Origin of the sequence: uncultured Polaribacter sp. (assembly GCF_947501385.1) — a bacterium.
Taxonomy (GTDB): Bacteria; Bacteroidota; Bacteroidia; order Flavobacteriales; family Flavobacteriaceae; genus Polaribacter.
The window spans coordinates 47,445-74,151 of sequence record NZ_CANMVP010000009.1 but is presented as its reverse complement, the minus strand read 5'-3'; the positions used below and the strand labels follow the sequence as shown (position 1 = coordinate 74,151).

17 protein-coding genes are annotated in these 26,707 nt (G+C 32.2%); all 17 read right to left on the bottom strand.

Annotation, left to right across the window (positions count from 1 at the left end; genetic code table 11):
* Positions 1-57 precede the first annotated feature (57 nt).
* The 17 genes from Q0998_RS07565 to Q0998_RS07485 all read right to left on the bottom strand — a co-directional run bounded on the left by Q0998_RS07565 (position 58) and on the right by Q0998_RS07485 (position 26,663).
* On the bottom strand, positions 58-2,421 hold the full coding sequence (locus Q0998_RS07565; RefSeq protein WP_299668384.1) for a glycoside hydrolase family 95 protein: 2,364 nt from the start codon (positions 2,419-2,421) through the stop codon (positions 58-60).
* An 11-nt stretch (positions 2,422-2,432) separates the two neighbouring features.
* Positions 2,433-4,013 carry a ThuA domain-containing protein gene (locus tag Q0998_RS07560; protein WP_299668382.1) on the bottom strand — a complete coding sequence of 527 codons (1,581 nt, stop codon included), beginning with the start codon at positions 4,011-4,013 and terminating at the stop codon, positions 2,433-2,435.
* Between the two features lie 12 nt (positions 4,014-4,025).
* Complete coding sequence (locus Q0998_RS07555; protein WP_299668379.1) at positions 4,026-5,621, bottom strand: alpha-L-fucosidase; 1,596 nt, start codon at positions 5,619-5,621, stop codon at positions 4,026-4,028.
* 77 nt (positions 5,622-5,698) lie between these two features.
* Positions 5,699-6,709, bottom strand: a complete 1,011-nt coding sequence (locus Q0998_RS07550; protein WP_299668376.1) for a family 43 glycosylhydrolase — start codon at positions 6,707-6,709, stop codon at positions 5,699-5,701.
* A 5-nt stretch (positions 6,710-6,714) separates the two neighbouring features.
* The gene (locus tag Q0998_RS07545) at positions 6,715-8,160 is read right to left on the bottom strand and encodes a sulfatase-like hydrolase/transferase (RefSeq protein WP_299668374.1); all 1,446 of its coding nucleotides are present in this window, start codon (positions 8,158-8,160) and stop codon (positions 6,715-6,717) included.
* Between the two features lie 21 nt (positions 8,161-8,181).
* Positions 8,182-9,681, bottom strand: coding sequence for a GDSL-type esterase/lipase family protein (locus Q0998_RS07540; RefSeq protein WP_299668371.1), 1,500 nt, complete (start codon positions 9,679-9,681; stop codon positions 8,182-8,184).
* Positions 9,682-9,692: 11 nt separating this feature from the next.
* Positions 9,693-11,249: a sialate O-acetylesterase gene (locus Q0998_RS07535; RefSeq protein ID WP_299668368.1), complete on the bottom strand. Its 1,557-nt coding sequence runs from the start codon at positions 11,247-11,249 to the stop codon at positions 9,693-9,695.
* 9 nt (positions 11,250-11,258) lie between these two features.
* A complete protein-coding gene (locus Q0998_RS07530) occupies positions 11,259-13,865 on the bottom strand; it encodes a GH116 family glycosyl-hydrolase (RefSeq protein WP_299668363.1) in 2,607 nt (868 codons plus the stop codon).
* Between the two features lies 1 nt (position 13,866).
* Positions 13,867-15,324: a hypothetical protein gene (locus Q0998_RS07525; RefSeq protein ID WP_299668360.1), complete on the bottom strand. Its 1,458-nt coding sequence runs from the start codon at positions 15,322-15,324 to the stop codon at positions 13,867-13,869.
* Between the two features lie 32 nt (positions 15,325-15,356).
* Positions 15,357-15,890: a DUF5946 family protein gene (locus tag Q0998_RS07520; RefSeq protein WP_299668357.1), complete on the bottom strand. Its 534-nt coding sequence runs from the start codon at positions 15,888-15,890 to the stop codon at positions 15,357-15,359.
* 29 nt (positions 15,891-15,919) lie between these two features.
* Positions 15,920-17,008 carry a glycoside hydrolase family protein gene (locus Q0998_RS07515; RefSeq protein ID WP_299668355.1) on the bottom strand — a complete coding sequence of 363 codons (1,089 nt, stop codon included), beginning with the start codon at positions 17,006-17,008 and terminating at the stop codon, positions 15,920-15,922.
* Between the two features lie 192 nt (positions 17,009-17,200).
* Positions 17,201-18,619 (bottom strand): sulfatase, encoded by a 1,419-nt coding sequence (locus tag Q0998_RS07510; protein WP_299668352.1) that lies wholly within the window; start codon positions 18,617-18,619, stop codon positions 17,201-17,203.
* A gap of 60 nt (positions 18,620-18,679) precedes the next feature.
* Positions 18,680-20,110 (bottom strand): sulfatase, encoded by a 1,431-nt coding sequence (locus tag Q0998_RS07505; RefSeq protein ID WP_299668349.1) that lies wholly within the window; start codon positions 20,108-20,110, stop codon positions 18,680-18,682.
* Positions 20,111-20,128: 18 nt separating this feature from the next.
* Positions 20,129-21,538: a sulfatase gene (locus Q0998_RS07500; RefSeq protein ID WP_299668346.1), complete on the bottom strand. Its 1,410-nt coding sequence runs from the start codon at positions 21,536-21,538 to the stop codon at positions 20,129-20,131.
* A gap of 35 nt (positions 21,539-21,573) precedes the next feature.
* Positions 21,574-23,181, bottom strand: a complete 1,608-nt coding sequence (locus tag Q0998_RS07495; protein ID WP_299668344.1) for a sulfatase — start codon at positions 23,179-23,181, stop codon at positions 21,574-21,576.
* A 10-nt stretch (positions 23,182-23,191) separates the two neighbouring features.
* Positions 23,192-25,108 (bottom strand): glycoside hydrolase family 97 protein, encoded by a 1,917-nt coding sequence (locus Q0998_RS07490; protein ID WP_299668341.1) that lies wholly within the window; start codon positions 25,106-25,108, stop codon positions 23,192-23,194.
* A 1-nt stretch (position 25,109) separates the two neighbouring features.
* Positions 25,110-26,663 (bottom strand): arylsulfatase, encoded by a 1,554-nt coding sequence (locus tag Q0998_RS07485; RefSeq protein WP_299668338.1) that lies wholly within the window; start codon positions 26,661-26,663, stop codon positions 25,110-25,112.
* Positions 26,664-26,707 lie beyond the last annotated feature (44 nt).

The window sequence follows — 26,707 nt, the reverse complement described above, 5'->3', positions numbered from 1 at the left end:
AAAAATTGCGAATAAACATAAAAAAGCCAATTGAATGTTATTCATGATAACATCCTTTTACTCTTTTAAGTGAAAATCATTTTCATCTTTTTTCCAAATTAAGATATCTCCTTTTTTTGTGGCTAGGCTTTTTTGGATTTCGTTGTATCTAAATTTTAACACATTGCCAAGTTTAGAATGTATTACTAAAGATTCTAATTGTCCTTTTTCCCATTTTATATCAATTTCAAATCCTTTTTTGGCTAAAATTCCTTGAATGTGTCCAGAATTCCATGCTTTTGGTAATGCTGGTAATACATGAACTTCTCCGTTATGGCTTTGTAATAACATTTCTGTGATTCCAGAAACTACACCAAAATTTCCATCAATTTGAAAAGGAGGATGCACATCTAAAAGATTTGGCAAAGTAGATTTTCTTTGCAGTGCTAAAACATTTTCATACGCTTTATCTCCTTCTAACAAACGTGCGTAAAAATTTATAATCCAAGCTCGACTCCAACCTGTATGTCCACCACCTTTAGCCAGTCTTCCTGCTATTGTTTTTTTAGCAGCTTCAAAAAGTGCTGGTGTTTTAGATTTCGAAATTTGATTGGATGGATGTAAGGCATATAAATGAGAAATGTGTCTATGACCAGGCATTGCTTCTTCTAATTCTTCTGCCCATTCTAATAACCTACCATCTTTACCAATAGTAAGTGGTGGCATTTGTTTTATTTTATTTTTTAAAACCGTACGAAACTCTTTATCTATATTTAATATTTCTGCTGCAGTAATGCAATTCTTAAATAACTCAAAAATGATGGCACGATCCATAGTTGGCCCCATATTTAAAGTTGCACGCTTGCCATCTTTTGTTAAAAAATTATTCTCGGGTGAAATAGATGGCCCACTAACTAAAAAACCTGTATTAGAGTCTTTTACCATAAAATCTACAAAAAATAATGCTGCTTCTTTCATAATAGGATACGCCTTGTTTTTTAAGTACTCTTTATCTTCTGTATATTCATAATGCGTAAATAAATGCTGACAACACCAAGCTGCACCCATAGGCCACATACCATGTCTTGCTTTCCCAAAAGCTGCTGTAGAATGCCAAGCATCACTTGTATGATGTGCCACAAAACCTCTTGCATTGTAGGTGTTTTGTGCCGTAATTCGTCCCTTTTCTCTTAAATTATCTACAAAATCTAAAAAAGGCTCATGACATTCTGTAAGATTTGTCATTTCAGACATCCAATAATTCATCTGAATATTAATGTTGATGTGATAATCTGAATTCCAAGGTGGTGTAAATCCATCTGCCCAAATACCTTGTAAATTAGCAGGCAAATTACCTGGTCTAGAACTACTAATTAATAAATATCTTCCAAATTGATACTGTAACTGTGTTAAGTAATTATCTGTAGCTTCTTTTTTTACTTTATTTAATCGAATATCTGTTGGTAATTCTTCACCTGTTTTGTCTGAAATTTTAAAATCTACTCTATGAAATAATGATTGATAATCTAAGATGTGTGCATTAAGTAATTTTTTGTAGGATACATTCGCTATTTTATTTAATGTAGTATTTGTTTCTTTTTCAGGGTCTAAACCTCTATAATTACTAGAGGCAACTACCTTAATTAATAATTCATCAGCATTTGTGATTATTAATTTACCGTTCTCAATTTTCGATGTACCGCCTTTAGTTTCAAAATGAATAATAGCATGAAATTTTACACCAAAACCATTACCAACATGTTCTGAAAATTCAATTCGATTTTCTGAAACCAAAATTTTAGTTTGCTCATTTCGTTTTACCGAAGCAGCAATATTTATCTCTCCTTTCGCATCTGCTGTATATTTATACACCATTGCTTTGTCTGGAAAACTAGAAAAATATTCTCTTTTAAAAGTTATACCTCTACTTTTAAAAGTTGTTGTGGCTAAGGATTTATTAATATCTAATTCTCGCTTATAATTTGTTATAGAGTCTAGATTATTTGAAGTAATAAATAAGTTACCCAACATTTGATAAGAGTTTTCTCCCCATGGAATTTTCTTATTCAGTACTTTTTCGTCAACCAATTTTTCGGCTTCAACATATTTACGAGCAAATAACATTTTTTGTATCGTATCAATATACTTTCCAGCTCCTTCTTTATCTATATTCTTCTCTTTTCCAATAGTCCAAATCGTTTCTTCATTTAAACAAATAACTTCCTTTTGCGGAGTTCCATAAATCATTGCTCCTAAATTTCCATTACCTATAGGAAGACCATGGTTCCATTTAGTAGTAGGTTGCTTAAACCACATTTTTAAAGGTGTTTTTGGCGAATCTTCTTTAGCTTGCTCACAATCAATAAAAGTGACTAATAAAAAAATTGACAAAACAAGTATTGTAACTGTTTTAGTTTTTGAAAAAATGTAATTTCTTAACATATACGTTCTTTTTAATTAATATTATATTTTAATTTTAAATAGCTGGCAATCATTTTTAATTCTTCATCAGAAAGTGGTCTTTCAAAAATTAAAAAACGAGCAATTTCTCCATCAAAAGATTCTACTCCTGGATGATTTGTGGCATCTCTTTCTTGACCAATAACCATTTTAGAAGCATTTGCTTTGGTATTTACAGGAAAGTTTTTAGTCGCTAAAGGCAACGTATCATTTATAAAAAGTTCCATAGCAACTTTGTTTTTTCCAGCATCCATTCTACCAATTATAACGTAATATTTTTCCTTTTCTAAAGGTGATGACGCAATGATTTGAGGACTATTCTCATTCCAAGTTCCTCTTTGCAATGCGTTTCTAGAAGACATCCACAATTGATTTTCTAGATTTACACCTGCCCAAAATCCTTCAAACTGACCTTTTTTATCCAAATTTGTATTTCTCAAATTTCCAAAAAAGGAATTAACACCTGGTTTTCCTTTTACTTGAGTGTATACAGACATCACAGAAAACCAAGTATAGCCATTTCCTGTGGTTAAATGATCAAAAGCATCTTCGTTGTGATTTACCAATTCTTGGCGACGAAAAACTACGGAATTGTGTCCATTTAATTTAGAAACATTCAATTTTAAACTTGGTCTTCCAGAACCTTTTATTTTTCTACCTTCATCTCGTTTTACAAAATTTTTGATTTTATTTTCCACACGATTACTCCACGAACTTATTCTATTTCCGTCTTCAAGTAGAATATTATAATCTGCATCTAAATCTAATAGAAGTCCTTCTTTTATTGGTAAAATAGAATTGTTATTTGTTTTATTTGAAGCCCATTTAATGCCATTTTCTAATAATTGTTGAAAATTTGAATTGGAATATAATTTTTTGGTGTGACCAAGTGATGTGAAAAAAGAACGTCCTCCATCATAATATTGATACCAAGTAAAAGGGTGATCTCCGCCCATTTTTTGTGTTCCTTCGTAGGAATTTTCATCAACAGCTAACAGTACATTTACATTTTTTCTGGGGTTATAGGAAAATCGATGCCATTCATCTTTTACTATCCATTCTTCATCTAAATGTTTTGTTATTGGATGCAATTTGTTTTCTACAATTAGTTTGGCAGGTTGTACTTTTGGATGATCTACTAATTTGGTTCCGATTAATTTTTCGTACCAATTTTGAAATTCTCCTCCTTCATTCCAAATTGCACCAGCACAATGAATTCCAACAAAACCTCCACCATTTCTGATAAAATTTTGCAATGCTGTTTGATTATCTTTAGACAAAATTTGTCCTTTGTTTCCGCAATTATTGTTAAATATAATTACATCAAATGAGTTTAGCTCTTTGTCATTAAAAATAGAATTATCATCTGTTGAAATAACTTGCCAACCGTTTTTTTGTCCTAATTCTTCAATAAGTTTTACACCTGTTTTTTGGGATTGATGCACATATCCATTATCACCATAAAAATTAAGGGTTTCAATTTTCTCTAAACTATTTTTTGTCTTTTGTGCATTCATATGAAAATTAGCAGAAAGAAAAAAAAGCAATATTAAAATTCTATTTTTTTTGTTCATATTAATTTTCATTTAAAAACCTTCTAAATCTACCTTTTTGGTTCCTTTTAATGCTTTGTCTGCATCTGTTTGAATAGCATTTGGTTTATGTTGTATAAAGTCTGTATCAATTTTAAAAGCCCATGCATACTTAGTTTTTCCCAAGTTTGATGGAGGAGTAATTTGCAAACCTTCTTTAGTGATTTTCCAGTTAATCCTTTCTTTAGAACCTAAAAGAGCTATTTGCTTTACATTATTTTTCGTCCAATCTTTAGTCGCTTCAATAATAAATGGTTGTGTCGGCTTTTCTAGAGCGATAGCAAATAATGTTTTATCTTTTGTTGTAAATGCTAAATGCCCATTTTCTTGATGATTTTCTTTCCAGTAACGAGTTCCATAAATAGCATCTCCATTTATTTTTAACCAATTACCCATTTCTTGTAAACGTTTCATTTGTTCCTGTGGAATTGTTCCATCTGCCTTTGGACCAATATTTACCAAAAAATTACCGTTTCTGGAAATTACTTCTACCATTTCTGTTATAATCGCTTTTACGCTTTTGTATTTATCATTTTCTAAATACCCAAAAGAAGTACCAAAAGTGGTGCAACTTTGCCATTTAGGACCAACAACTTTTAGTTTTAAATTGTCTTTTTCTAAACACCCAACGCCATCTGGCCAGTTACGATTTGCTCCTTTATTGTTTACGTAAACTGCTTGTTGTCTATCAATTCCATTATTCATAAAATCTGTAATCATTCCTTTTACTTCATCATAGAAATATTGAATTTCTGGTTTAAAGCCTGTTTTAGGATTGTTACCATCTCTTGTAAAAACAGGTACATCATCTATCCACAAAAAATCTGGATGGTATTTGTCTTGAATTTCTTTCCAACGCGCCACATAATCATCTGTAAATTTTTTACTGAAGCTAAATGGCCCATAAAGGGTTGCTGCTTTAGGAACTCGTTTGATTTCTTCTGCAATATCTGCTCTAGGAATACTATGCACATTATATTGTTCTTCAGCAAAAAAACCTGTGTGCCTTTCACGATGATAGGAAGGTGCATATTTAAGTCCTTGCTTTCTAACTGCTTCACCCAAATCTCCTACCAAATCTCTTTTAGGTCCCATTTTTACTGAATTCCAAGGATTTATTTTAGAATCCCAATTAGAAAAACCATCGTGATGTTCTGCTGTAAAAACTACATATGTAACACCAACTTCTTTAAAAAGTGATGCCCATTCTTCTGGATTCCAATTTGCTGCTGTAAATTCTGGAATAATATCTTTGTATCCAAATTCTGGTGGTGTTGCTCCCCAACGTTCTTGCATATAAGGGTAATAATGGGATTTATTTTTATATAGTTGCTTTGGTACATGTTCTGCATAACCACGTCCGCCTTTTTTGTAACCAATAGCACTATATGGTCCCCAATGAATAAATAAGCCTATTTTTCCATCATCAAACCAAGCAGGAACTGGCATTTTTTGTAATGCTTGCCAACTCCCATCATAATGAATCTTTGTTTTCTCTTTTTTACTACTATTGTTTTGTTTTTGATTGCATGACAAAAACGATAATAGAAAAAGTAATGTTACTGAATTTATAATGCTGTTTAAGTTCATATTAGTATTTATTCAAATATTTTTATTTGTTTTTTTAAATTACTGATAGCGAATAAAATCAAAACAAAAATTATTTGCTATTCTATCATTTCAAAACGAATTAAATATGCTAAGTTTTTCTTTTGTATCATCGAAATTCCCCAACCAGGAATTTCTGTATTCGGGTTTCCATTTTCTAAATGTGGTCGATACAATCCGGGTGCTTTTGGAATGTTTTTCAATCCTTTATTTAAAATAGAAAAGTGTTCGCCATCTTTGGCATAATTGATCGTTGAGTTTATGGATGCTAATGAGGCAACACCGCCATCTTTTAACCAAATTAACACTTCATGGCTTTTGTCTAATAATGAGCCATCATGTTTTGTATAAGGTCCTTCTGGTTTTTCAGCATAGGCAACGCTCATTTTGGTTTTTTTTGGACCTTGTTTTCCATCAGCAAGCGATCTTCCTTTGTAAAATAACCAAATTTTATCGTTTTTTACTAATAAACTAGCATCATCAATCCTAAAACTATCAAAATCTGAAGCCACTTTACTCACTTCTAATACTGGATTGTTTTCTACTCTTACAAAAGGTCCGTTCGGATTATCTGCTACTGCTAAACCAATAGCTGTAATATCTGTTGTAGCATTGTTTTCAAACTCATTTTTCTTATTGTCTGGTGTTGGCTTTACACCTGTATAATACATATAGTATTTATCTTTATACACCAAAATATTTGGCGTAAAAACAGCATGACTATCAAATGTGCCAGCTTTACCTAAATCTAATGCCATCCCTTGTTCTTGCCAAGTATAACCTTTATCTTTTGATGTTGCGTACCAAATAGTTCCCCAATATCCAGATCTAATTGGACTGTCCATTCTTGTGTACCACATATAGTACGTGTCATTTACTTTGATGATATCGCTATTATCTCGTCTGTTATAGGTAGTTTCTTGCCCTAATGCTGATAGTTTTTGATATGTAAATTTAACAGCATCAATTTTAGTCAAATCTTCTGAAATCGATTTTTTTTCTTTTTTGGAATCGCATGACGTAATTACAATAATTAATAATAGTAATGTAAATTTTAAGCTTATTTTCATAATATTTAGTTGTTTTTTGATAATACTTCTTTCATTTTTTTAGGATTGTCATACAATACTTTTTTATTTTCCATTAGCATTTGATGAATATGATAGGTAACGTCCATCCATTCTCTTTCTTCAACCCAAAGTGGCTTCATTAGTTGACTTTCCCAATTCTTTAAATCATTTACAGCATTATTAAAAGCTATTGTTTTTGTTTTAGATAAATCTGTTGTTTCTCCTAAATCAGTATCAAGATTGTAAAAAGTATAGCCATAATTTTCTAAACCAACTAATTTACACGAACCTATTCTAGCTGCAGATTCTTCTAATTTTCGCCAAAATAATTTATCATGTGGATTGCCTTTTTTTTCTCCTGTTAAATAAGGCAATAGGTTAACTCCGTCTAAAATTAAAGTTGTATCTTTTTTAATATTTGCTGCTGCCAATGAGGTTGTAAAAATATCTAATGAAGAACTTAAACCAGAAAATGTTTGACCTGCTTGAATTTTGTTAACCCAACTTATTACAAATGGAACTCTATGTCCGCCTTCAAATTTATTACCTTTCCAACCTTTTAATGGCGCTACACTTGATGAGTTATTTGCAGCACCACCATTATCACTTAAAAAATAAATAAGTGTATTTTCTTCTAAATTTAGCTTTTTTAATGTGTTTTGAAGTTTTCCTATATTTTCATCTAAAGACCAAGTCATGGCTGCTAATTTTTGTCTAGCATGGTTTTTATATTTTTCTAAATGTGCTTCTTTGGCTTCCATAGGTGTATGTACAGCATTATAAGACAAGTACATAAAAAAAGGATTATTTTTATTTTCTTCAATATATTTAACAGATTGATCTCCTAAAACATCTGTCATATATCCTTCGAAATTTACACGCTTTCCATTGTGTTGTAACATCTGTTTTTTATTGGGATTCTTTATTGGAAAATAAGATCTGCTTCCTGTTTCAAACCCATAAAACTCATCAAAACCTCTGTTATTGGGATGGTCTGATGTGTCACCACCCAAATGCCATTTTCCTAAAGCAATTGTTTTGTATCCATTTTTTTTGAAAACATCTGCCATGGTTATTACATCGTCTGAAAGTCCAATATCACCTGTATTTTCATCTCCTGTATTATTGGCTTCAAAGCCAAAACGTTGTTGATATTTTCCTGTAATTAAACCAGCTCTTGAAGGTGCACAAACTGATGCACTTACATGAGCATCCGTAAAAATAACCCCACTTTCTGCCAATTTGTTTATGTTAGGCGTTTCCAAATCTTTACTTCCCATAAAACCAAAATCTGCGTAACCTGCATCATCAATTAGAATGATGATAATGTTTGGAGGTTTAGTAGCTTCTTTTTTATTGGAAGCAAATAGACTTTCAGATGTTCCTTTTACATTAAATAAAAAGACAAGTAGCAAAACAAAGGCAATTGAAAACGCTATTTTAACTTTCATATTTGGCTGTCCTTTTTATTTTTATTGTATTTCTTTGGCTATTTTACTTGCTAAAACTTTGTAACCTTCATCATTAAGATGAACACCATCAATAGTATATTTATAAGAGTTTTTCATTATCGTATTAATATCTATCAATTTTACATTTTGCTCTTTTGCCACTTCTTTTATGATAGGAATTACCCATTGATGCATTTGCGCTCTACGTTCTTTTATTTTTGGATCTTTGCATTTTTCATGCTCATAAATTGGTAATGGTGTTGCTATGTAAATAGATGCATTTTCATTTAATTTTTTATAAGAATTTATCAATTTTACATATTGACTTTTAAACTCCTCTTGAGGTGTACCCACAAAATCTGTTTTTCTTTTTTTGCTTAAACACCACCAAACATTTGCATCGTTTGTACCAAACATAATAAGAACAATATCTGGAATAAATTTTAAGGAATTCTTGTATTTGTCTATTTTTAAATAAGGATGGTTTGTTCCATCAAGTAAAGTAGCACCTCCTTTACCGAAGTTTTTTACTTGATAGTTTTTGCCTAATTCTTTTTGAAGAAATTCAGGGTATTTCATCTCAGTATTACTATCTCCAACACAAGATACCTGTATTAAGTTTTTAGAAAGCGTTGGTTTGCCTTCTAAATATCCTAACTTTTCTAAAAAAATATCTGTTTGATATGTTGTTACATTATAATATTTATTGCCAAATCCTTTTCTAAAAAAATCACCATTAAAAAATCCATGCCCAACATTTTCTACGGCTATTAATTTGCAGTTGTTTCCTGCTTTTTGCATTAAATTTGTAAAACGTTCTGCGTTTTCAAAAGGAACTGTTTTGTCTTTTTTTCCATGAAAAATTAACGTAGAAGGTAAATCCTTTTTTACGTGATGAACTGGAGATATTTCTGTTTCTCGTCCAACAAGTTTCTTTGAACCATAACCTTTTTTTGTGGTGTCCATAACTGGATTGTATGCTACAATCGCGTTAGGAACAGAACTTAATGAAGTATTTTCTAATTCATTTTCAAAACCATGAATCAAAGCCGTGCAAAGTGCTAAATGTCCTCCTGCAGAACCGCCACTTGCTATTATTTTATTTGGATTTATATTAAGTGCTTTCGAATTTTCTCTTACCCAACGAATGGCAGATTTTGCATCTTCCACAGCATCAAAAGGAGATGTTTTGTGCGTTTTTTGTATTCTATATTCTGCTGAAACTGCTAAAATACCTCTAGAAGCAAAATATTGGCTTTGTTGATAGAATTGTTTTGGTGAACCAGAAACCCATCCACCACCAAAAAAAAACACAATTACTGCCGTTGGTTTTTTAGATAATTGAGGTTCAAAAATATGTAGATATAAACTATCGCCATTTATTTCTTTGTAAAGTATTTTCTTATCTGGAATTATATTCTGGGATTTAATAGCAAAAATTGTAAATAAAATCATTAAAAATGTAGATACTGTTTTTAATGATTTTATTCCTTTACTATTGTTTGATTTTGTATAATTCATATTCCAAATTATTAAGGCAGAAATGAGTCTGTTCTAAACGGATAAGCAGGCAAATTAACTTCGTTTACCAAATTTACGTTTGGTTTTCCTGTAAACGCATAACGAACATATAACGGGTTTTTTATTTTATCCGAAAATAATATTATTTTTTTACCTTTTATGGTTGCTTTTGCTGGAAACCAATTCCCATAATTATCTGACAACCAAAACCCAGTTGGAGTTTTACCGTCTTTTGTTTTTAATTTTTTTGCGTTGTTAAAGGAGACTACTAAAGTGTTTCTTTTTGATTTTACCTTTTTCATTACTGGTCCAAAAGCTGTTACTTTTTTATGCAAAACATTTTGCTCTACAAGTAACGCTGCTCTTTTACCAATGGGTAATTTATCATTAGGATGAATATTTTTTACATCACCCAAATCAATCGTATTTACAACAGATGTATTTGATAATTCTAATGCTTTTAATTGCGATTCTCGCATCCAAGCCCAAGAATGTGCATCAGGATTTTCTTTACTAATTCCTTTATCTAAATCTAACACTTTTCCATAGCCTGGAAGCATTACTACTAAAAAATGTAATTTTTCATTATTCCAACCTTTTCTGTAACGTTTTATCCATTCTTTTAAAGCATCACCATATTTTAACATTCCAGAATTTCTAGAAAACCAAGGTTCCTTTAACATTCCAAACATAGATTGTGTATTTCGTTCTCCTTGATACCAAACCAATCCTCTACAAGCATAGGGGATTAAGGGATGCATCATTGCATTGTATAAAATATTGGATTGACTTCTTAAAAAAATATCATTTTCTCTTCCCCAAGGTTTTGGACCTTCTAAAATGGCTTTTATTCTAGTTTTGGTTTTTTCATCAGCATCAAACTCATTCATCATCGTTTTAAAATGAGGCACTATTGCTGTCATATCTTTGGGCATCCACGCTTCTATGGAAGAACTTCCCCAACAGGTTAAAATAATCCCCACAGGAGCATCTGAAGATTGCTCTAAAAAATAGGCAAAAGAAAATGCAACCGCACTATTTGGATGTTTGACTTGCCAAGACCCTTCTAAACTTTCTTGTGGTTGAAAAGCCACTGTTTTTTTTACTTCAAAACTTCTAATATTTTTTGCTAATGGAACTAACTTTTTTACTTCTGGGGCTTTATTTATAGGGAATTGCATGTTAGATTGCCCAGAGCAAATCCAAACATCACCAATTAAAATATCTGAAATTTCTATTTTTTTAGCATCAGATGAAGAAGTTATCAGCATTGTTTTGGGTTCGAAACTAGCTTCTTGCGGTTTTAAATTGATGCGCCATTTTCCATCAGAATTCGCAATCGTACTTTTTTCTGAATTTGCAAATTGAATTTTTATAGTTGCTCCTGATGATGCTTTTCCCCAAACAGGAATTGGCATATCTCTTTGTAAAATCATATGATTTTGAAAAAGTGAACCTACTTGAAGTATGGGGTTTGCTTTTATCTCTTTTGTTTGTGCAAAACTAGAAATATCCATAATTAGAATTGCAAAAACAATAAAATTTTTAAAATCAATACTTCTTTTCATCTCTTAAAGCTATTTAATATTATTTTTAATAGTAAATTTTAGAGTTTCATCTTGTGCAAAAGTTTTTCCTTTTTTAAAGTTAACCGCTCCAAATTGTTTTAATTCAAATGATTTTAATTCCAAAGAACCATTTAAAAGTGTTAGTGCTACTTTTTTTGTCTTCCCTTCTCTAATAATTTCAATATTTCCATATTGATATCCATTTGACCAGAAATAAGAACCGTTTTTGGAATTAAATTTCATTGATTGATTCACTGCAGAATAATTAAAACCTGTATACGCTAAAACACTTCCCCAAGCCATCATTGCTCTTGCATAATGGTTGCCAAATTCGGCTTCATTAAAAGGGTTTCTTTTTTTTCCATCATATCTGTCTCTAACATCTTGCATCGTTTTTAGACCGATAGTATTCTGGTTTTCATATAACATTGAAACTGCTGCAGTATATTCAAAACCTGTCATTACTTCAGTAAAATATGGAAAAGGTTTTGCAGGACGTTCTTCTGGATATGATGCCATTAACAATGCAGATTCATCACCCAAAGCATAAGAACGCATAAAGTTTGGGTGTTTAGACAAATCTTCTCTGTAATTATATTTAATAATTGCTTTATTGGTTTCTTTAATATTTTCTTTATCAGTTAAATATCCTAAATCTAAAATATGAGCGAGTACTTGACCTACTAATTGGTCTACTAAAACTCCTTTTCCTAATTGATAATCTGGACTAGTTAAGTCTTTTGCACCAATTCCTAGCATTAATCCTGGAGCAACATTTTCTGCAACCATTGGAGGCTGAATGTCCTGTTGATAATATTCGCCATTAAACAAATTTTTATCCATCCATTTTGAGCCATTATCATACAAATTCTTACAGGTTTTTGCAAAAGATTTATCGCCCAAATACTTTGCCATTTTTTCAGCAGATTTTAAAGCTCCCAAATACCAAAAACCCATTTGAGGATTAGGACCAAAATATTCTACATCCATTGTATTGTGTTGAGAACCTTCCATAATTCCATCTTTGTTGGCATCCCAACCCCCTTTTATCCAGCAAAAAGCCAAGGCTTTTTTAACCATTGGCCAATGTTTCTTTAAAAAAGTATCCTCACCAGAAAGTTGCCATTCTCGATAAAACTTCATAATAGCTCCCATTTGTCCATCTGCTGCTGCAATGCCATGTTCTTGAGCGTGTTCTAATGGTAAATAGAATCTAAAACTCATTAATCCATTATCTGCTGTTCCATATCCAAACTCCACATCTCTCATAGTTTGTGCTAATTCACCAAATAAAAATGGCGTTACTTGTTCGTAATTCCAAACATGTGTACAAGAGCCAAAACCAGCACCTCTATTATTAAAATTACCTTCCCAACCTAACAAATGACCTGTTTCTGTTCTGAAAGCCAATTGCGTTCTTAAATGGGCTAAATTAAAAAGTGCTGCCTCTTTTGTTATTTGTGGAATATCGCTTTGTAAAAAAGTGTTTACAAATGTTTTTGTTTCGTTTTCTAAAGTTGTTAGTTTTGGTGCTGTTTTTACTGCAACATCCCAAGCATCTGAATACTTAGTCGCATAATAGTTTCCTACAATACCTTCTATTTTTTTATGAAATCCTGGTTGTGGCCAAGTTGGTCGATTTGGAAAATGCCAAGTAATCAAAAATTTTAATTCTTTTTCTTCTCCAGCTTTTAATTCTATTTTAGTAGCTAACGTTCCTGTTGGTGCATCTGTTATTGTGTTTTCTCTATTTTCTAATAATCCATCTGCACTAAAATCGTCCCAAAAATCTAATGTTGCATCTCCCCATTTTACAGGAATCCAATTCGTTCTATATGTTGTTTTTCCTTCATTTAAAGAAACAAGACTCATAGTACCCCATTGATGACTTTTTTTGTCAACGCCTTTTGAAGTATAATACAATCCTTTGATATCATTATCATCTCTAAAACTGATGACGTTTTTTTTAGGTTTTCCTTTAAATCCATCTGTTCCTATAAAATTTTGAATGGTTCCTGCAATAGCGATTTCTACAGGAGATGCTGATGTATTTTTAACTCGATAACTTAATACTGCCATTGGAATACTACTTTCATCCACCTTTCCAGGAATTAAGGGATTAAAAGCACCTACTGTTACTTCTACTGGTAATTCTGTATCTGTTAATTTTACTTGACCAAAAGGATAAGCGGTTTTAAAAACAGCTTTTGTAAATCTAGGAAGCCCATGATTGGAAGCACTAGCTCCTAAATCGCTCTCATATTCTAAATCAGATATAGGACCTTCCAACAAGACAACTTGCCCATTTTTATCTTTTTCTTTAATATAAACTGAAAAAAAAGGCGTTCTATTTACAGGAGGTCCTTTTATTAAACTAGGATTAAAACCTTTCATAGGTCTATTCATAATTTCCCAATCTTGTAATGCTCCTCTTCCATTTAAGGCTACAGTACCTGTACCAATACCACCAATTGGCATTGCTATCTTCTTTAAATACTCACCTTCGTAGGTTTTTAAAACTGGCCAATCATTAGATTGTGCATAACATAAAAATGGAGATGATGCAAATAGTATCAGTAAAAAAGTAGTTTTTATGTATTTTTTTAAAAAAATCATATTATGGTTTTAGTTTTAGTGAAATTATATTGAATGATAAAGGTGCTAATTCAATGTTTAGTATTTGATTATTTATTTGGTTTTCATTCTTCTCTGAATATAATGGAAACCTGTCTTCAGGACTTTTGCCTGAAAAAGATTTTATAGTGTAATTAGGTTGTAAATCAAACGCTGAAGTTGTGATATTTACTGTTTCTATATTATCATTTTTATTGATTAAAAAAACATTCAAATTCTCATTGATATCATCTACACATGCATACGTTCTTACAAATCCGTTTACACGAGGCATTTCAACAAAATAACCGAAAAGATTATCGTTAATCATTTTGATAACATCACCACGTGGCTCACGATTATTCTCTAAATCTAATATATTGTAGGGAGAATTTTCATCAGGACCAGACCATGGACCATGTGTATTCCAAACGTAAGTTGCTGTAACATCTTCAAAACTGGAAGCATTTAATGCCATTTCTGCATATGCTAAAGCTCTGAATATATCATCGCTATCCAAATTATCTTTCCAAGGTCTCGAATTCATTTCAGTAACATGAATTTCTATATCTGGAATGGATGAATTATTGACTATTTTTTGAACTTTTTCTACATTATTTACTAAAATATCGTTGGTGTTTTTCCATCCTTCGTAATCTTGATTTCTCCAATCGTATTTGTATAAATAATTATGAACACAAATAAAATCGATATTATCAGGATCATGAGCCAACATTGCAGCATGCCAATTTCCCAGTAATCCTGGTCCAATCCAAATACTAGGATCTACTGCTTTCATTGCTGTTGCAAAATCAGTATATAGTTCTTTATATTCTTGCTGAGAAATTAAATCAGAATGATGATCTACTTCGTTTCCTAAAGCCCATCTTTTTACCTTATATCCTTTTGTAATGTTTGCATAACGAACCCACTCTGCAGCCATTTCTTTTAGTTTTTCATAGGTAGGACCATTTTCATATTTATAAGAAAGAATATTGATAACAACCATTGGTTCTGCCTTTACATTTCTACAAATAGAAATGTATTCGTCAAAATCCATATCTTTTATAAATTCGCCTGTCGATTGATCTACAGCCCAACTCCAATCTGCTGGAGCTTGAGAAGTAGATGCGATTTTTGGAGTGAGTGTGTTTCCATAATCGCCATCATCATCCCACAAATAATTATCAGCTAAATGACCGTAAGGAAAGCGAATGTATTTTACGCCCATATCTTTCATTGCGTTGGTAAAAGACGTTTTTCTTGGTCTTTCAATATCTGAATCTAATAACCAACAAGCAACAACTCCAGCAGAATTTTTAGAAATTTCTTTTGTTCTTTTGGAGGTGTTAATGGTGATTAGTTCTTTATTTTCATCAAGCGTATTATCTTGAGTATTATTTTTTCGCTCACAACTTATAGTGAGCAATAAAATTAAAATAGATAATAGCTTTAGTTTCATTTTATATGTTTAATTGTAGCAACTGATTTTTTTTATTTTCGATTTAAAAATCCTTTAGCAATTTCATCTACGATACTATGGTGAATGTTCCATTTTTCATAAACTTCCATCGCCCATTTTCTTATCAACTCTTTACAGCTTTTTTGATTAGTTGATTTCTCTTTAATATCAGTTGTTGTAATAGTTCCTCTTTTTAATATTTCAGGTGGAGTTAGAAATTCATTCTGTTTAAGAGCTTTATATACATTCAAATAATCACTAAGTTTTGGTGAAAGTTTATAAGTCCAATTAATACCGTATTTAAAAATCAAATGAAGTCTTGACAGGTGAAAATGATTATTCCATCTACCGTGAATTTCTGGGTGTTGTAATGTGTGTGCGTCAACAATCAGAAATCTATATATGTGATTTTCAATATTTGAAAAATCAATTTCCTGAAATCCAAGATTAAAAATCTCTAAGCATTCGTGTATCCCTCTTTTTGTGTTTGCTCCACAAAATTGACATTGTCCACTATCGAAAAGTGTAACTCCATTCTTCACTGCTAAATCAATATAATCTTGCATTGTATTTTTCGCTTGATACTAACTTTTTTTCAATCAAAAACAACTTTAAATACATGAGAACTGCTTCCATAACCTGGTTTTGTTTGCACACCTGTTGCTAAATACAAATAGGTGGGTACACCATCTTTAAATAAAATTTGTGCACGTTCTAAGTGACCATCTTTTTTACCACGATATGCTTTTGCATCTTTTAAATGTTCTTCTCCAAGATAATGTGCTAAATCTTCATAGGCACGTGTGGTTTCTTCTTTAGGGAAATTAAAACCGTCTGCGGATTTCCATAGTAATCCACCTCCTGTACTTCCCAAAGAGCGTCCAAAATCTCTACTTACAAAAAAGACTGAATCATTCATAGTAAACGCATACGCATCTTCTAATGGCATTGCTCTACTAGTAACTTGTGTTGGTGTTTGATTGTAAGGCCCTTCTACCTTATCTGCAACTACAACTCCATAGACATACACATGTCCTTTTCCTGAAAGTCTTTTAATTACAGATTTATGATATAAATGATATTTGTCTTTGTATTTCACTAAAGAAGGATTAGAAACGCCAATTCTTGCAGTGTAATTCCAAACTGTAGAATCTTTTGTTTTTCTTAAAATAGTTCCATCTGGTTCTGCACCTTTTGCGGGTCTCCAAGTATCGTTTAAATCGTCTGCAACCATCATTACAATTCTTTGATATACTAAATCGTCATTTTCATTTACAATAAAACACAATTGGTATTGCCCATCTATATAACTAATAGTTGGATTGTGTGGCGAATTAAATTCACCATCTTTATCTTCTATAGCTACGCCTACATATTCAAATGGGCCTTCTGGATTGTCACTAACGTAATGACCAATTTCACAATCTTTAAACCAACCACTAAAATTCTTTTGTGTTTTTGTAGACCATTGCGCAGCGTACAAATGGATTCTTCCATCTTTTCCTTCTATTGGAGAAGAACCCCAAACGTGCATACCTTCGTTTTCTGCAGCCCTTCCTACATATTCAAATTTCATATTGCTGGAATACGTATTTGATTTTTTTTCTGCATCATTTTTCTTGTTTGTTTTACAAGACATACATGCAAAAACTAGGACATATAAAATAATTTTCTGTGGTTTCATTTTTTAATTTGATTTGGTTTTTTAATTATTCTAGCTGGTTATTATATGATTTTTACTGAAAAATGGGTAAAAGTATAAAACTACTTATTCTAAAATAATTTGATGGGTAATTTTGAGTACAATCAGGGGTTATAATGTATACTTTTAGAAAATAGCATTAAGCAAAATTTAAATCTATAATCTTATTAGTAACTATTTTTTAGTCCTCTTAATCAAATCATTAGGCGTAAAATAAGGTTCGTTTCCTAACGCTCTTGCATTGATGCCTCTTTTGCTAAAATCACCAATATCCTTTTTTGCCCATTCTAATTGCTTACGCAGTCGTGCAACAACTTGAGGAAACTCTTTTGAAACATCTATTGTTTCACCAATATCATTTTCTAAATCATATAGTACATAGTCACTAAATAGCACTCTATCTTTTTGAGCAATGTGTATAGGCCATTTTCTAAAAGCTATTGAATTTGAATTTACATTATGAGGTAAATGTAATTTCCATTTCCCCATTCTTACTGCTCGTAAATCTTTGTGCTGATAGTAAAAATAAGGACGCTCTAATGTGTTTGATTTTCCGTGAATAATTTCTGACACATCAAGTCCGTCAATAATTCTATCTGTTGGTATTTTTGCTCCAGCTATTTTGGCAATAGTAGGCAATACATCTATGGTAGCAATAACCAAATCAGAAGTTTTTCCAGAAGGAACTTTATTAGGTGCTCTAATAATAAACGGAACTCGTAAGCCACCTTCCCAAGCTGATGTTTTAGCTCCTCTTAATGGTTCTGCATGACCTCCATTTTCTCCTCTAATCCACCAAGGACCATTGTCACTGGTGAAAATTACGTAGGTATTTTTATCCAGATTTTCTTCTTTTAGCTTTTCTAGAATACGCCCAACATTATAATCTATTTCTTCAATAACATCGCCATAAAAACCACTTTTTGACTTTCCTTTAAACGCATCTGAAACCGCAAGTTTTGTATGTGGCATTGTGTGTGCTAAATATAAGAAAAAGGGTTTTTCTTTACTTTGTTCTATAAAACCAAGAGCTTCATCAGTATAGCGTTTTGTTAGCGTAGACATATCTGCGTTCAATTCAACAACTTTTTTATTTTTAAGCAAATGAACTCTAGCATCATTACTTGATGGGGTAAAAAATGAAAAATCAAACCCTTGATGTACAGGAAGAAGGTCTGGATTAAATTGTTCAGGATTGTGACCTGCCAAATCCCATTTCCCAATCATTGCAGTAGCATATCCTAAAGGTTTTAAAACTTCTGCAATAGTTACTTCACTCAATGATAGCTTTGGATGTGGAGATTCACCATTATCATTACGTGCATTTCTTAAAGGATAACTTCCTGTCATTAATGCAGCTCTTGAAGGCCCACAAACGGTTTGTGCATAAAAGCTTGTTAATTTCATCCCTTCTAAAGCCATTTGGTCGATGTTGGGTGTTTTTATATCAGGTGAACCAAAGCAACCCAAATCATTGTAGCCTTGATCATCAGTAAAAATGATAATAAAATTAGGTTTCTCTTTTTGTGCTGAAAGTATAAGAGGAAGGAAAAGCAAAAAAATAATACTAAAAATATAATTCGATTTTTTCATGACTATTTTTTTTCTTTCCTTATTTACAAGCTTTTATATAAACTTATTATGAAGTGTTCTTTATTTTTTTTGAGCACTCAATTTATTATACTTAATTATTCTTTTATTCTTCTGCTTATTTTCAAAAAAACGAGCACCATTGCCAATCTTATTATTATCTCCCAACTCGATTCGTCCTTTTTCTATTACAGCAAGTAATTCTTTTACTTTTTCTGGATACTTATTTGCCAAATTATATTGTTCTTCTTTATCTTCTTTTAAGTTGTATAATTTAATTGTGTCAACTGCATCAATTTTACGTGCCCACCAACCCATATATTTTGGTTTCTCTGGTCTTGGTAAAACTAATTTCCATTCATTATCTCTAACAGCTTGTAAGTGCGTATATGCGTAATAATAAAAATAATCGTGTTGACTTTTTTTATTTTCTAAAATGATGTCTGTAAAGCTCTTTCCATCTATGGTTAAGTTCGTAGGAATTTTAGCTCCTGAAAGTTCGGAAAAGGTTGCGAAAAAATCCATAGTAGTGGCAATTTCATCAGTTACTATGCATTCTTTTATTTTTCCTTTCCATTGCATTATTGCAGGAACTCTTATGCCTCCTTCCCAAGTTTGCATTTTATTTCCTTTTAAAGGAAAAGCACTTCCTGAATGGTTGCCGATTTTATCTTCTATCCAAGGACCATTATCTGAAGTAAAAATAACGAGCGTGTTTTCATCTAACCCTTCTTCAACCAAAGTTTTTAAAATTTCTCCAACACTCCAGTCTAATTCTTCTATAACATCTCCATAAAAACCAGCTTTCGATTTTCCTCTAAAACTCTCTGAAGCCCCTAAAGGAACATGAGGCATATTGTGTGCTAGATAAAGGAAAAACGGATTTTCTTTATTTTGCTTTATAAAATTAGTTGCTTCTTTAGTGTAAATTTTGGTTAATTGCCCCATTTCTGCTACATTATTTATAGTTTGAATGGTGTCTTTATTTCGTAATAGTTTGCATCTAAAACTAGCATCTTCAATTTCTTTTGTAAAACCATTAAAACGGGGTGTTCCAAAAAAATAATCGAATCCTTGCTCATTTGGCATTTGACCTTTTTCTTCGCCAACATGCCATTTGCCAATGCATGCTGTTTGATAATTTTTTGTTTTTAATAATTCTGCAATTGTGAGTTCTTTTGTATGCAATTGGGTGTGAAATGCCTTTCTATTATTGGGTTCTCCAATACGAATAGGATAACTACCTGTTAGTAAAGCTACTCTTGAAGGGCCACAAACAGGTTGTGCGTAAAAGCTAGTAAATTTTATTCCTTCTTTAGCCATTTGATCTATGTTGGGTGTTTTTATGTTGGGCGAACCAAAACATCCCAAATCATTGTATCCTTGATCATCAGTAAAAATGATGATAAAATTAGGTTTATCCTTTTGAGCTAAAAGCACAAAAGGCAAACAAAACAACAGAATGATACTAAATATATAAATCGATTTTTTCATCACTTTAGTTTTAAATTTTTAGTTAGAAAGTGGTTTTGGATTTTCAACAAAAGCTGCTGGTCTGCTATTTTCTTTAATGTCTTTTTTGAAAACTTCTATATACCCTTTTAATCTTTTAACGATAGCATCATTTTCTGCGATTACGTTTTTCTTTTCTGAAATATCTTCTTCTAAATTGTATAATGCAGGTGATTTATATCCTTTTACGCGTAATTTCCATTTGCCAGAACGAACTGCTTCAAGCGTATTTTCTTTGTAGTAGAAGAATACTTCGTGTGGACTTTTTTGGTTGTTACTCAATACAGGTAAAATGTCTTTTCCATCAATAATATGATTTTTGGGAAGTTTAGCACCTGCAACTTTAGCAATAGTTGGTAAAAAATCCATTGCAGTAAGTAACTCACTACTCACTTGTCCTGCAGCAATTTTTTTAGGCCAACGAATTACTGCTGGCACACGCATACCACCTTCAAACGTACTTCCTTTTCTTCCAGATAATGGTTTTGCTTTACCCACCATTGGTCCATTATCGGAGGTGAAAATCACTATTGTATTTTCATCAATTTTGTATTTTTTTAAAGCGTCTAAAATTTGACCAACAGACCAATCTATTTCATTAATAGCATAATTATATAGTTTGTCTCTTTTCATATAACCGATATTGCCATCTTCATTTTTAATGGCTTGTTGTACTTTTTCAGGAACTTTTTTCATCACTTCTGGAGAAAGATGAACTGGACGATGTGGCATTGGATGAGGAATGTACAAGAAGAAAGGATTGTCCTTATTTTCTTTAATAAATGCTATGGATTTATCTGTAATTCTTTTGGTAAAATAATCTGCATTTGGATCCATTTCAATAACTTCTTCCCCTTTAAGCAAAGGAAGTGGAGGGAAATTTAGTTTTGCTTGGTTTGGAATTAATGGATGAATATTATGGCTGTAAGGAATTCCAAAAAATTTATCAAAACCTTGTTTTGTGGGTAAAAAATCAGGCTGATCTCCAAGATGCCATTTTCCAAACATTCCTGTTTTATAACCTACAGATTTTAAAACTTCTGCAATAGTGATTTCTTTTGGATTTAGTCCTTTTGGATCTGCATCTAACAATACAGAATGTTTAGACCCTCTTGCCATATCCATTCTAATTGGATATGTACCTGTTAGTAACGCTGCACGTGAAGGCGTACAAACTGGAGCTGCTACATAAAAACTGGTTAGCTTTATGCCTTCTGCTGCCATTTTATCTATTCTTGGTGTATTAACGTGTTTTCCGCCAAAACAACCCAAATCTGCATATCCTTGGTCATCTGTAAAAATGATTATGATATTTGGTTTTTGAGCATGAGTACACGCATTATTTATACTTAATACCACAAAAAGTATGGTTTTAAGTAGCATTGAGGTACTAGATCTAATTTTCTTCATAAACATATTCTACAAATACAGTCAAACACTGTTATTTAATTCGATGCTTCTTTTTTTACTTCACTTCCCCACCAATCTTTATTGGGTCTCCAATTTGGTGAGAGCATCTTTTTACGTTGTTTTTCAAGTCTTGGTAATAACACCTTTTCTTTGTCTTCTAACCATTTTTCACGAGCTTCTTTATCCCATTCTGTATCAATTGCTGCATAGTGTGTATCCATCGATTTTAACCAATCTAAAAGTTGCGTTTCCATTTGTTTTGCAATTTCAGGATTGCTTTCTGCAAGGTTGGTTTGTTCTCCTAAATCGGTTTCTAAATTGTACAATTCTGTATGTAAATCTTCCCAATAGTAAATCAATTTCCAGTTTCCTTTTCTAATGATAGAACTTGGTTCTCCACCTTGATTTCCATAATGAGGATAATGCCAATACAAAGGTCTGTCTTCAATATTTTTCCCTAGTAATAAAGGCTTTAAACTTACTCCATCTGCATGTGCTTCTGGTTTTAAAGGAATTTCAGATAAGTCTAATAACGTTGGAAAAAAATCGGTACCTGTAACAGGAACATCTACAGTTGCACTTTCTTGTTTTACCCAAGGAACATGAATAAAATATGGAATTCTAGTTCCACCTTCCCATTGATATCCTTTTCCACCTCTTAATGTTAATTGATTGGTAGAAAAATTGTCACCTGAAGTAACCCCTCCATTGTCTGAAGTAAAAACAATAATGGTGTTTTTGTCTAAATTTAATTCTTTTAACGTTTGCATTACTAAACCAACTGCATCATCTACATGTTCTATTAAACCTGCATAAACAGGATTGTCTTGGTATTTTCTAGCGGGTAAAACACGCTCCATTTCAAATCCTTTTTCTTGGATTCCCATTTTTTCTACTTTATTTCTATACTTTGTCCATTTTTCTTTAGTGGTTTGTATTTGACTATGAACTGCGTAAAATGATAAATAAGCAAAAAATGGATTCTCTTTATTTTCTTTGATGAACTTACTGGTTTCGTTTGCCAATTTCATTGATAAATTCAGCCCTTTTTCTTCTGGTAAATTAGATATATATGGATTTTTATATGGCGAAAAATAACCGCCATTTGGACCTCCAGATTCATAGCCACCAATATTAATATCAAAACCATGATCTGTTGGAAGCGATTTTTGTGCTTCGCTACCCAAATGCCATTTTCCTGCAAAAAAAGTTTTATAGCCGTTTTCTTTAAAAACTTCTGGCAAGGTAACAGCACTAGAATCTAAATGGTGTTTAAATTTTGGTGGTAGTAATTTGGTATGACGTTTTCTCGTTTTCCAATCTTGTCCGCTTAAATTTTTTCCTTCAAATTGTGTCATTCCATGTCTTGCAGGATATTGCCCTGTTAACAGGCTTGCTCTTGAAGGACTACACACTGCACAAGCTGCATATCCGTTGGTAAAAATGGTTCCTGATTTTGCAATTTTATCAATATTTGGGGTTTCATAATAGTTGCTTCCCATTATACTTAGGTCTGCGTGCCCTAAATCATCGACTAGAATAAATAAGACATTTGGTTTTTTTAGAGGTGCTGTTTTTTTGCCATCTTGATGACAAGACCCCCCTAAAAATAATATGGCAATTATTGATACTATTTTTTTCATATACTTACTTTTATACAGGCCTAATCCACATACAGTGCCCACCTCCCGGAGCCAATACTATTTTTAAAATAGCTCCTTTTTTGAGTTTTCTTGTGCGTATTTGATAGGCTTCTGGATTTGTTTTGCCATGTGTCTCTGGGGTGTCTTCATAAAAAGTAACTTGATACGTTGTATCTTCTTCCAAGAAATCAAAATCAACTTTGAGTTCCCCTCCTTTTTGATCGATAACGCTTCCAATAAACCATTCTTTGCCGTGACGACGCGCAGTTGTAATATATTTGCCCATGGAAGCATTTAAAATTTTTGTTTCGTCCCATTGACCCACTGGCATTTTTTGAATAAAGGCGAATAAATCTGCTTTTGCTTCATAGGCTTCTGGTGCGTCTGGAATACAAACTAAACCACTAAATATCACTAAAGTTCTAGCTACTTCTGAAACTACTGTCGAGATATAGGAATTGGTTTTTTTAGGCCCTTTTTTTCGATCTCCACGATTAATTCCTATCAAATCAAAATTTCCATTGTTCATATCTAACGGTCCTTGAATAGCGTTGATTAGTGCCATTTTAAGAAAAGTTTCTGGTGTAAATGCTTTTCTATAATCTTGCTGAGCATGACAATATTCGCGAGTTATGGCGTTTGGATAGGTTCTGCTAACCCCTGTAAATGGTACAGGACTGTCGTGAAAATCGATTAGTAAATTATGGGCGGCACTTTTTTGAATGGCATTTCTGGAGAAATCAACATTATTTCCCATAAAACCATATTTTATGCCTTTCATTCCTAGAGAATTGAAATATGGAAATAATTCGTCATCACCAAAATTCCCCTTTGTTCTATCGTAATACAACAGAAGATCAACGCCTTTTGCTGAAGCATAATCGGTCACCGCTTGTAAATCTAATTCCTTTGCTACTTCAAATTTTCCTTTAGAGGTTTTGCTGTTCCAATCCGCATCAATCATAAAATATTCAATGCCTTTTTTGGCAGCAAAATCTATAAATCGTTTATAACTTTCTGTGTTTATTCCGTAAGTAAATCCATCTTCAGTAGTATAACCATGTACACGCCAATCCCAAACTGTTTTTCCAGGTTGTATCCAATCTGTATTTTCTAATTTTGATGGTGTTGCTAAGTTTAAAGGAACAGTATTGATTACTAAATCTCCTGCATTTTCTCCCAACAAAATTACGCGCCATGGAGACAGTAATTCAGTATCTTTTACAGTAATTTGATTGGAGGAAAAAAGCACTCCTTTTTGTGTATTAAAATTTACGTTCATGGTTTTGAAACCTTTGGCAGCTATTAAATCTGATTCTAAAAAAGAAATGAATTTTTGATTTGATTTTTCTACAACAATAGGAATTGCAAATTTTGTTTTTGTGGTGGCACTTTTTAATTTTTTGATATCTAAAGGCCCAACAGGTTCTTTTTCTCCAGCAGGAAAATACAGTTGATCTTCATTAGCAAGATTATATTCGCAATATAATGTAGCTGTTTTTATGTTATTTACTTCATCTAATTGATATCTAAAACCAACACCAGTATTGTAAACACGAGCAAAAAGTTTTCCTTTTACACCATCTGCTTCAATATGAAGTATGAGCTCGTTGTACTGATCTCTCATCGTACTGAATTGTCCCCAAACTGGTTTCCAAGTTGAGTCCATCGATTTGATTTCACTTTTAGTGATTTTAATAGGTACATCTTCAAGAATTGATACTAAAGAGGTATCAACTACAAGTTCATTTTGCCATACTAATTGATAACTAATTTTGCCTTCATTTTCATGAATTAAAAGTTGTACAGCAGCATCTGGAGCGTGTACGCTAATTTCTTCTTTTGATGAACAACTATAAAAACTAGAAATAAGGACAAATAAAACTATTGAAAGAGAAAGTTTTAACAATTTGGTTATTCTGTGCATATTAAATTATTTTTATTATTTTTTTATAAGAGAAAAGTCCATTTTGATAATCTCTGTCGCAGGCTTTGAGAAGTGTTTTTTTAAGTTCCTCTACTTTCTCTGGATATTTTTTTGATAGGTCTTTTTCCTCTCTAAAATCTTCTGGTAAATAGTATAATTCAAATGCATCTTTTGCATTAAAATGTCTAATTTTCCAACCATCATTGGTGATTAAAGTTGGTCCTGTAAATGATGAAAACACTACGTAATCATGTTCGATATTTTGATTTTCTTTAATCAATTCAGAAAGAAATGAAATTCCGTCACAATTTAAATCGCCTGAAAAACCAGTAATTTCAGCAATGGTTGGCAATAGATCATAATTGGCTACCAAACGTCTGCTCACAGTTTTGGAAGGTATTTTATTTGGCCATCTTACAATAAGCGGAACGTTGATACCTCCTTGTAAATTGCTTTTTTTTAGTCCTGCTCTTCCACCATTTCCATCAAATACATCACCACCAGATTCACTGTAATATTTAGCTTCAAAATTATCAAATGGTTTTCCTGTTTTCATATTGGTGTAAGGTTTATGAATGCGTCCTTTTTGTGAATAATAGATTTCATGACCATTATCTGCGGTAAAAATAACGATGGTACTGTCATCAATATCTTGTTTTTTCAGTGCTTTCATGATTTGCCCAACGTTATCATCTAACATTTTTACCATAGAGGCATATTCTTTTTCTATTTGTGTTAAACGCTCATCATTTTTAAAATCCTTATGCACTTTAGGAATTGCAACGGGTCCATGAGGCAATTGGGTTGGAAAATATAAAAAGAACGGTTTTTCTTTATTTTTTATTATAAAGTTAAGAATACTGTCCATAAAAATTTCTTGGGAATACACTTTTTTTCCTTTTTTATTCCAGCGTTCTTTGTAGGCTTCTTTGGTTTCTGGCTCTTTAGATTTTCCGCTATTTGAAAGTGTATTTCCTTCAATTTGAATTAATTTCCCGTTTCCAAATAAATAAGGAGGATAAAAACCATGCGCTCTACCGTGATCTAGATATCCAAAATAAGTGTCCCAACCATGCCGTTGTATTTGTTGATGTGTAGTGGCGAAACCCCATTCTAATTTACCGTATTGAGCTGTTGTATATCCAGATTTTTGTGCTACTTCTCCAAGAAACACAGCCTCTTCAGGAATGGGAGATAAAGAACTATTTATTTTTGACTTCACTTTAGAAAGAGAAAATCTATCTTTTGCTATGCCCTTATACATACCTGCTTTTGTGATTTCAAAACTAGGGAAATGACAATCGTGTTTTCCAGTGATAAGAGAGGCTCTTGATGGCGCGCAAAGCATTCCAGCATAGGCATTTTGAAAACGCATCCCTTCCTTTGCCAGTTGATCTAGATGAGGTGTTTTTATTATTTGTTGTCCTTCATGACCAAGCAGTCCTATGCCTAAATCATCTGCATACATAAGAATGATGTTGGGTTTTTTTGCTTGTGAAGCTTCTTTGTGACAGGATCCATATAAACAAAGTAATAAAATAAAAAAAATCCTCATTTTAAATGGTGATTTAGTGTTTTGGTTTTGATTGGTTTATAATT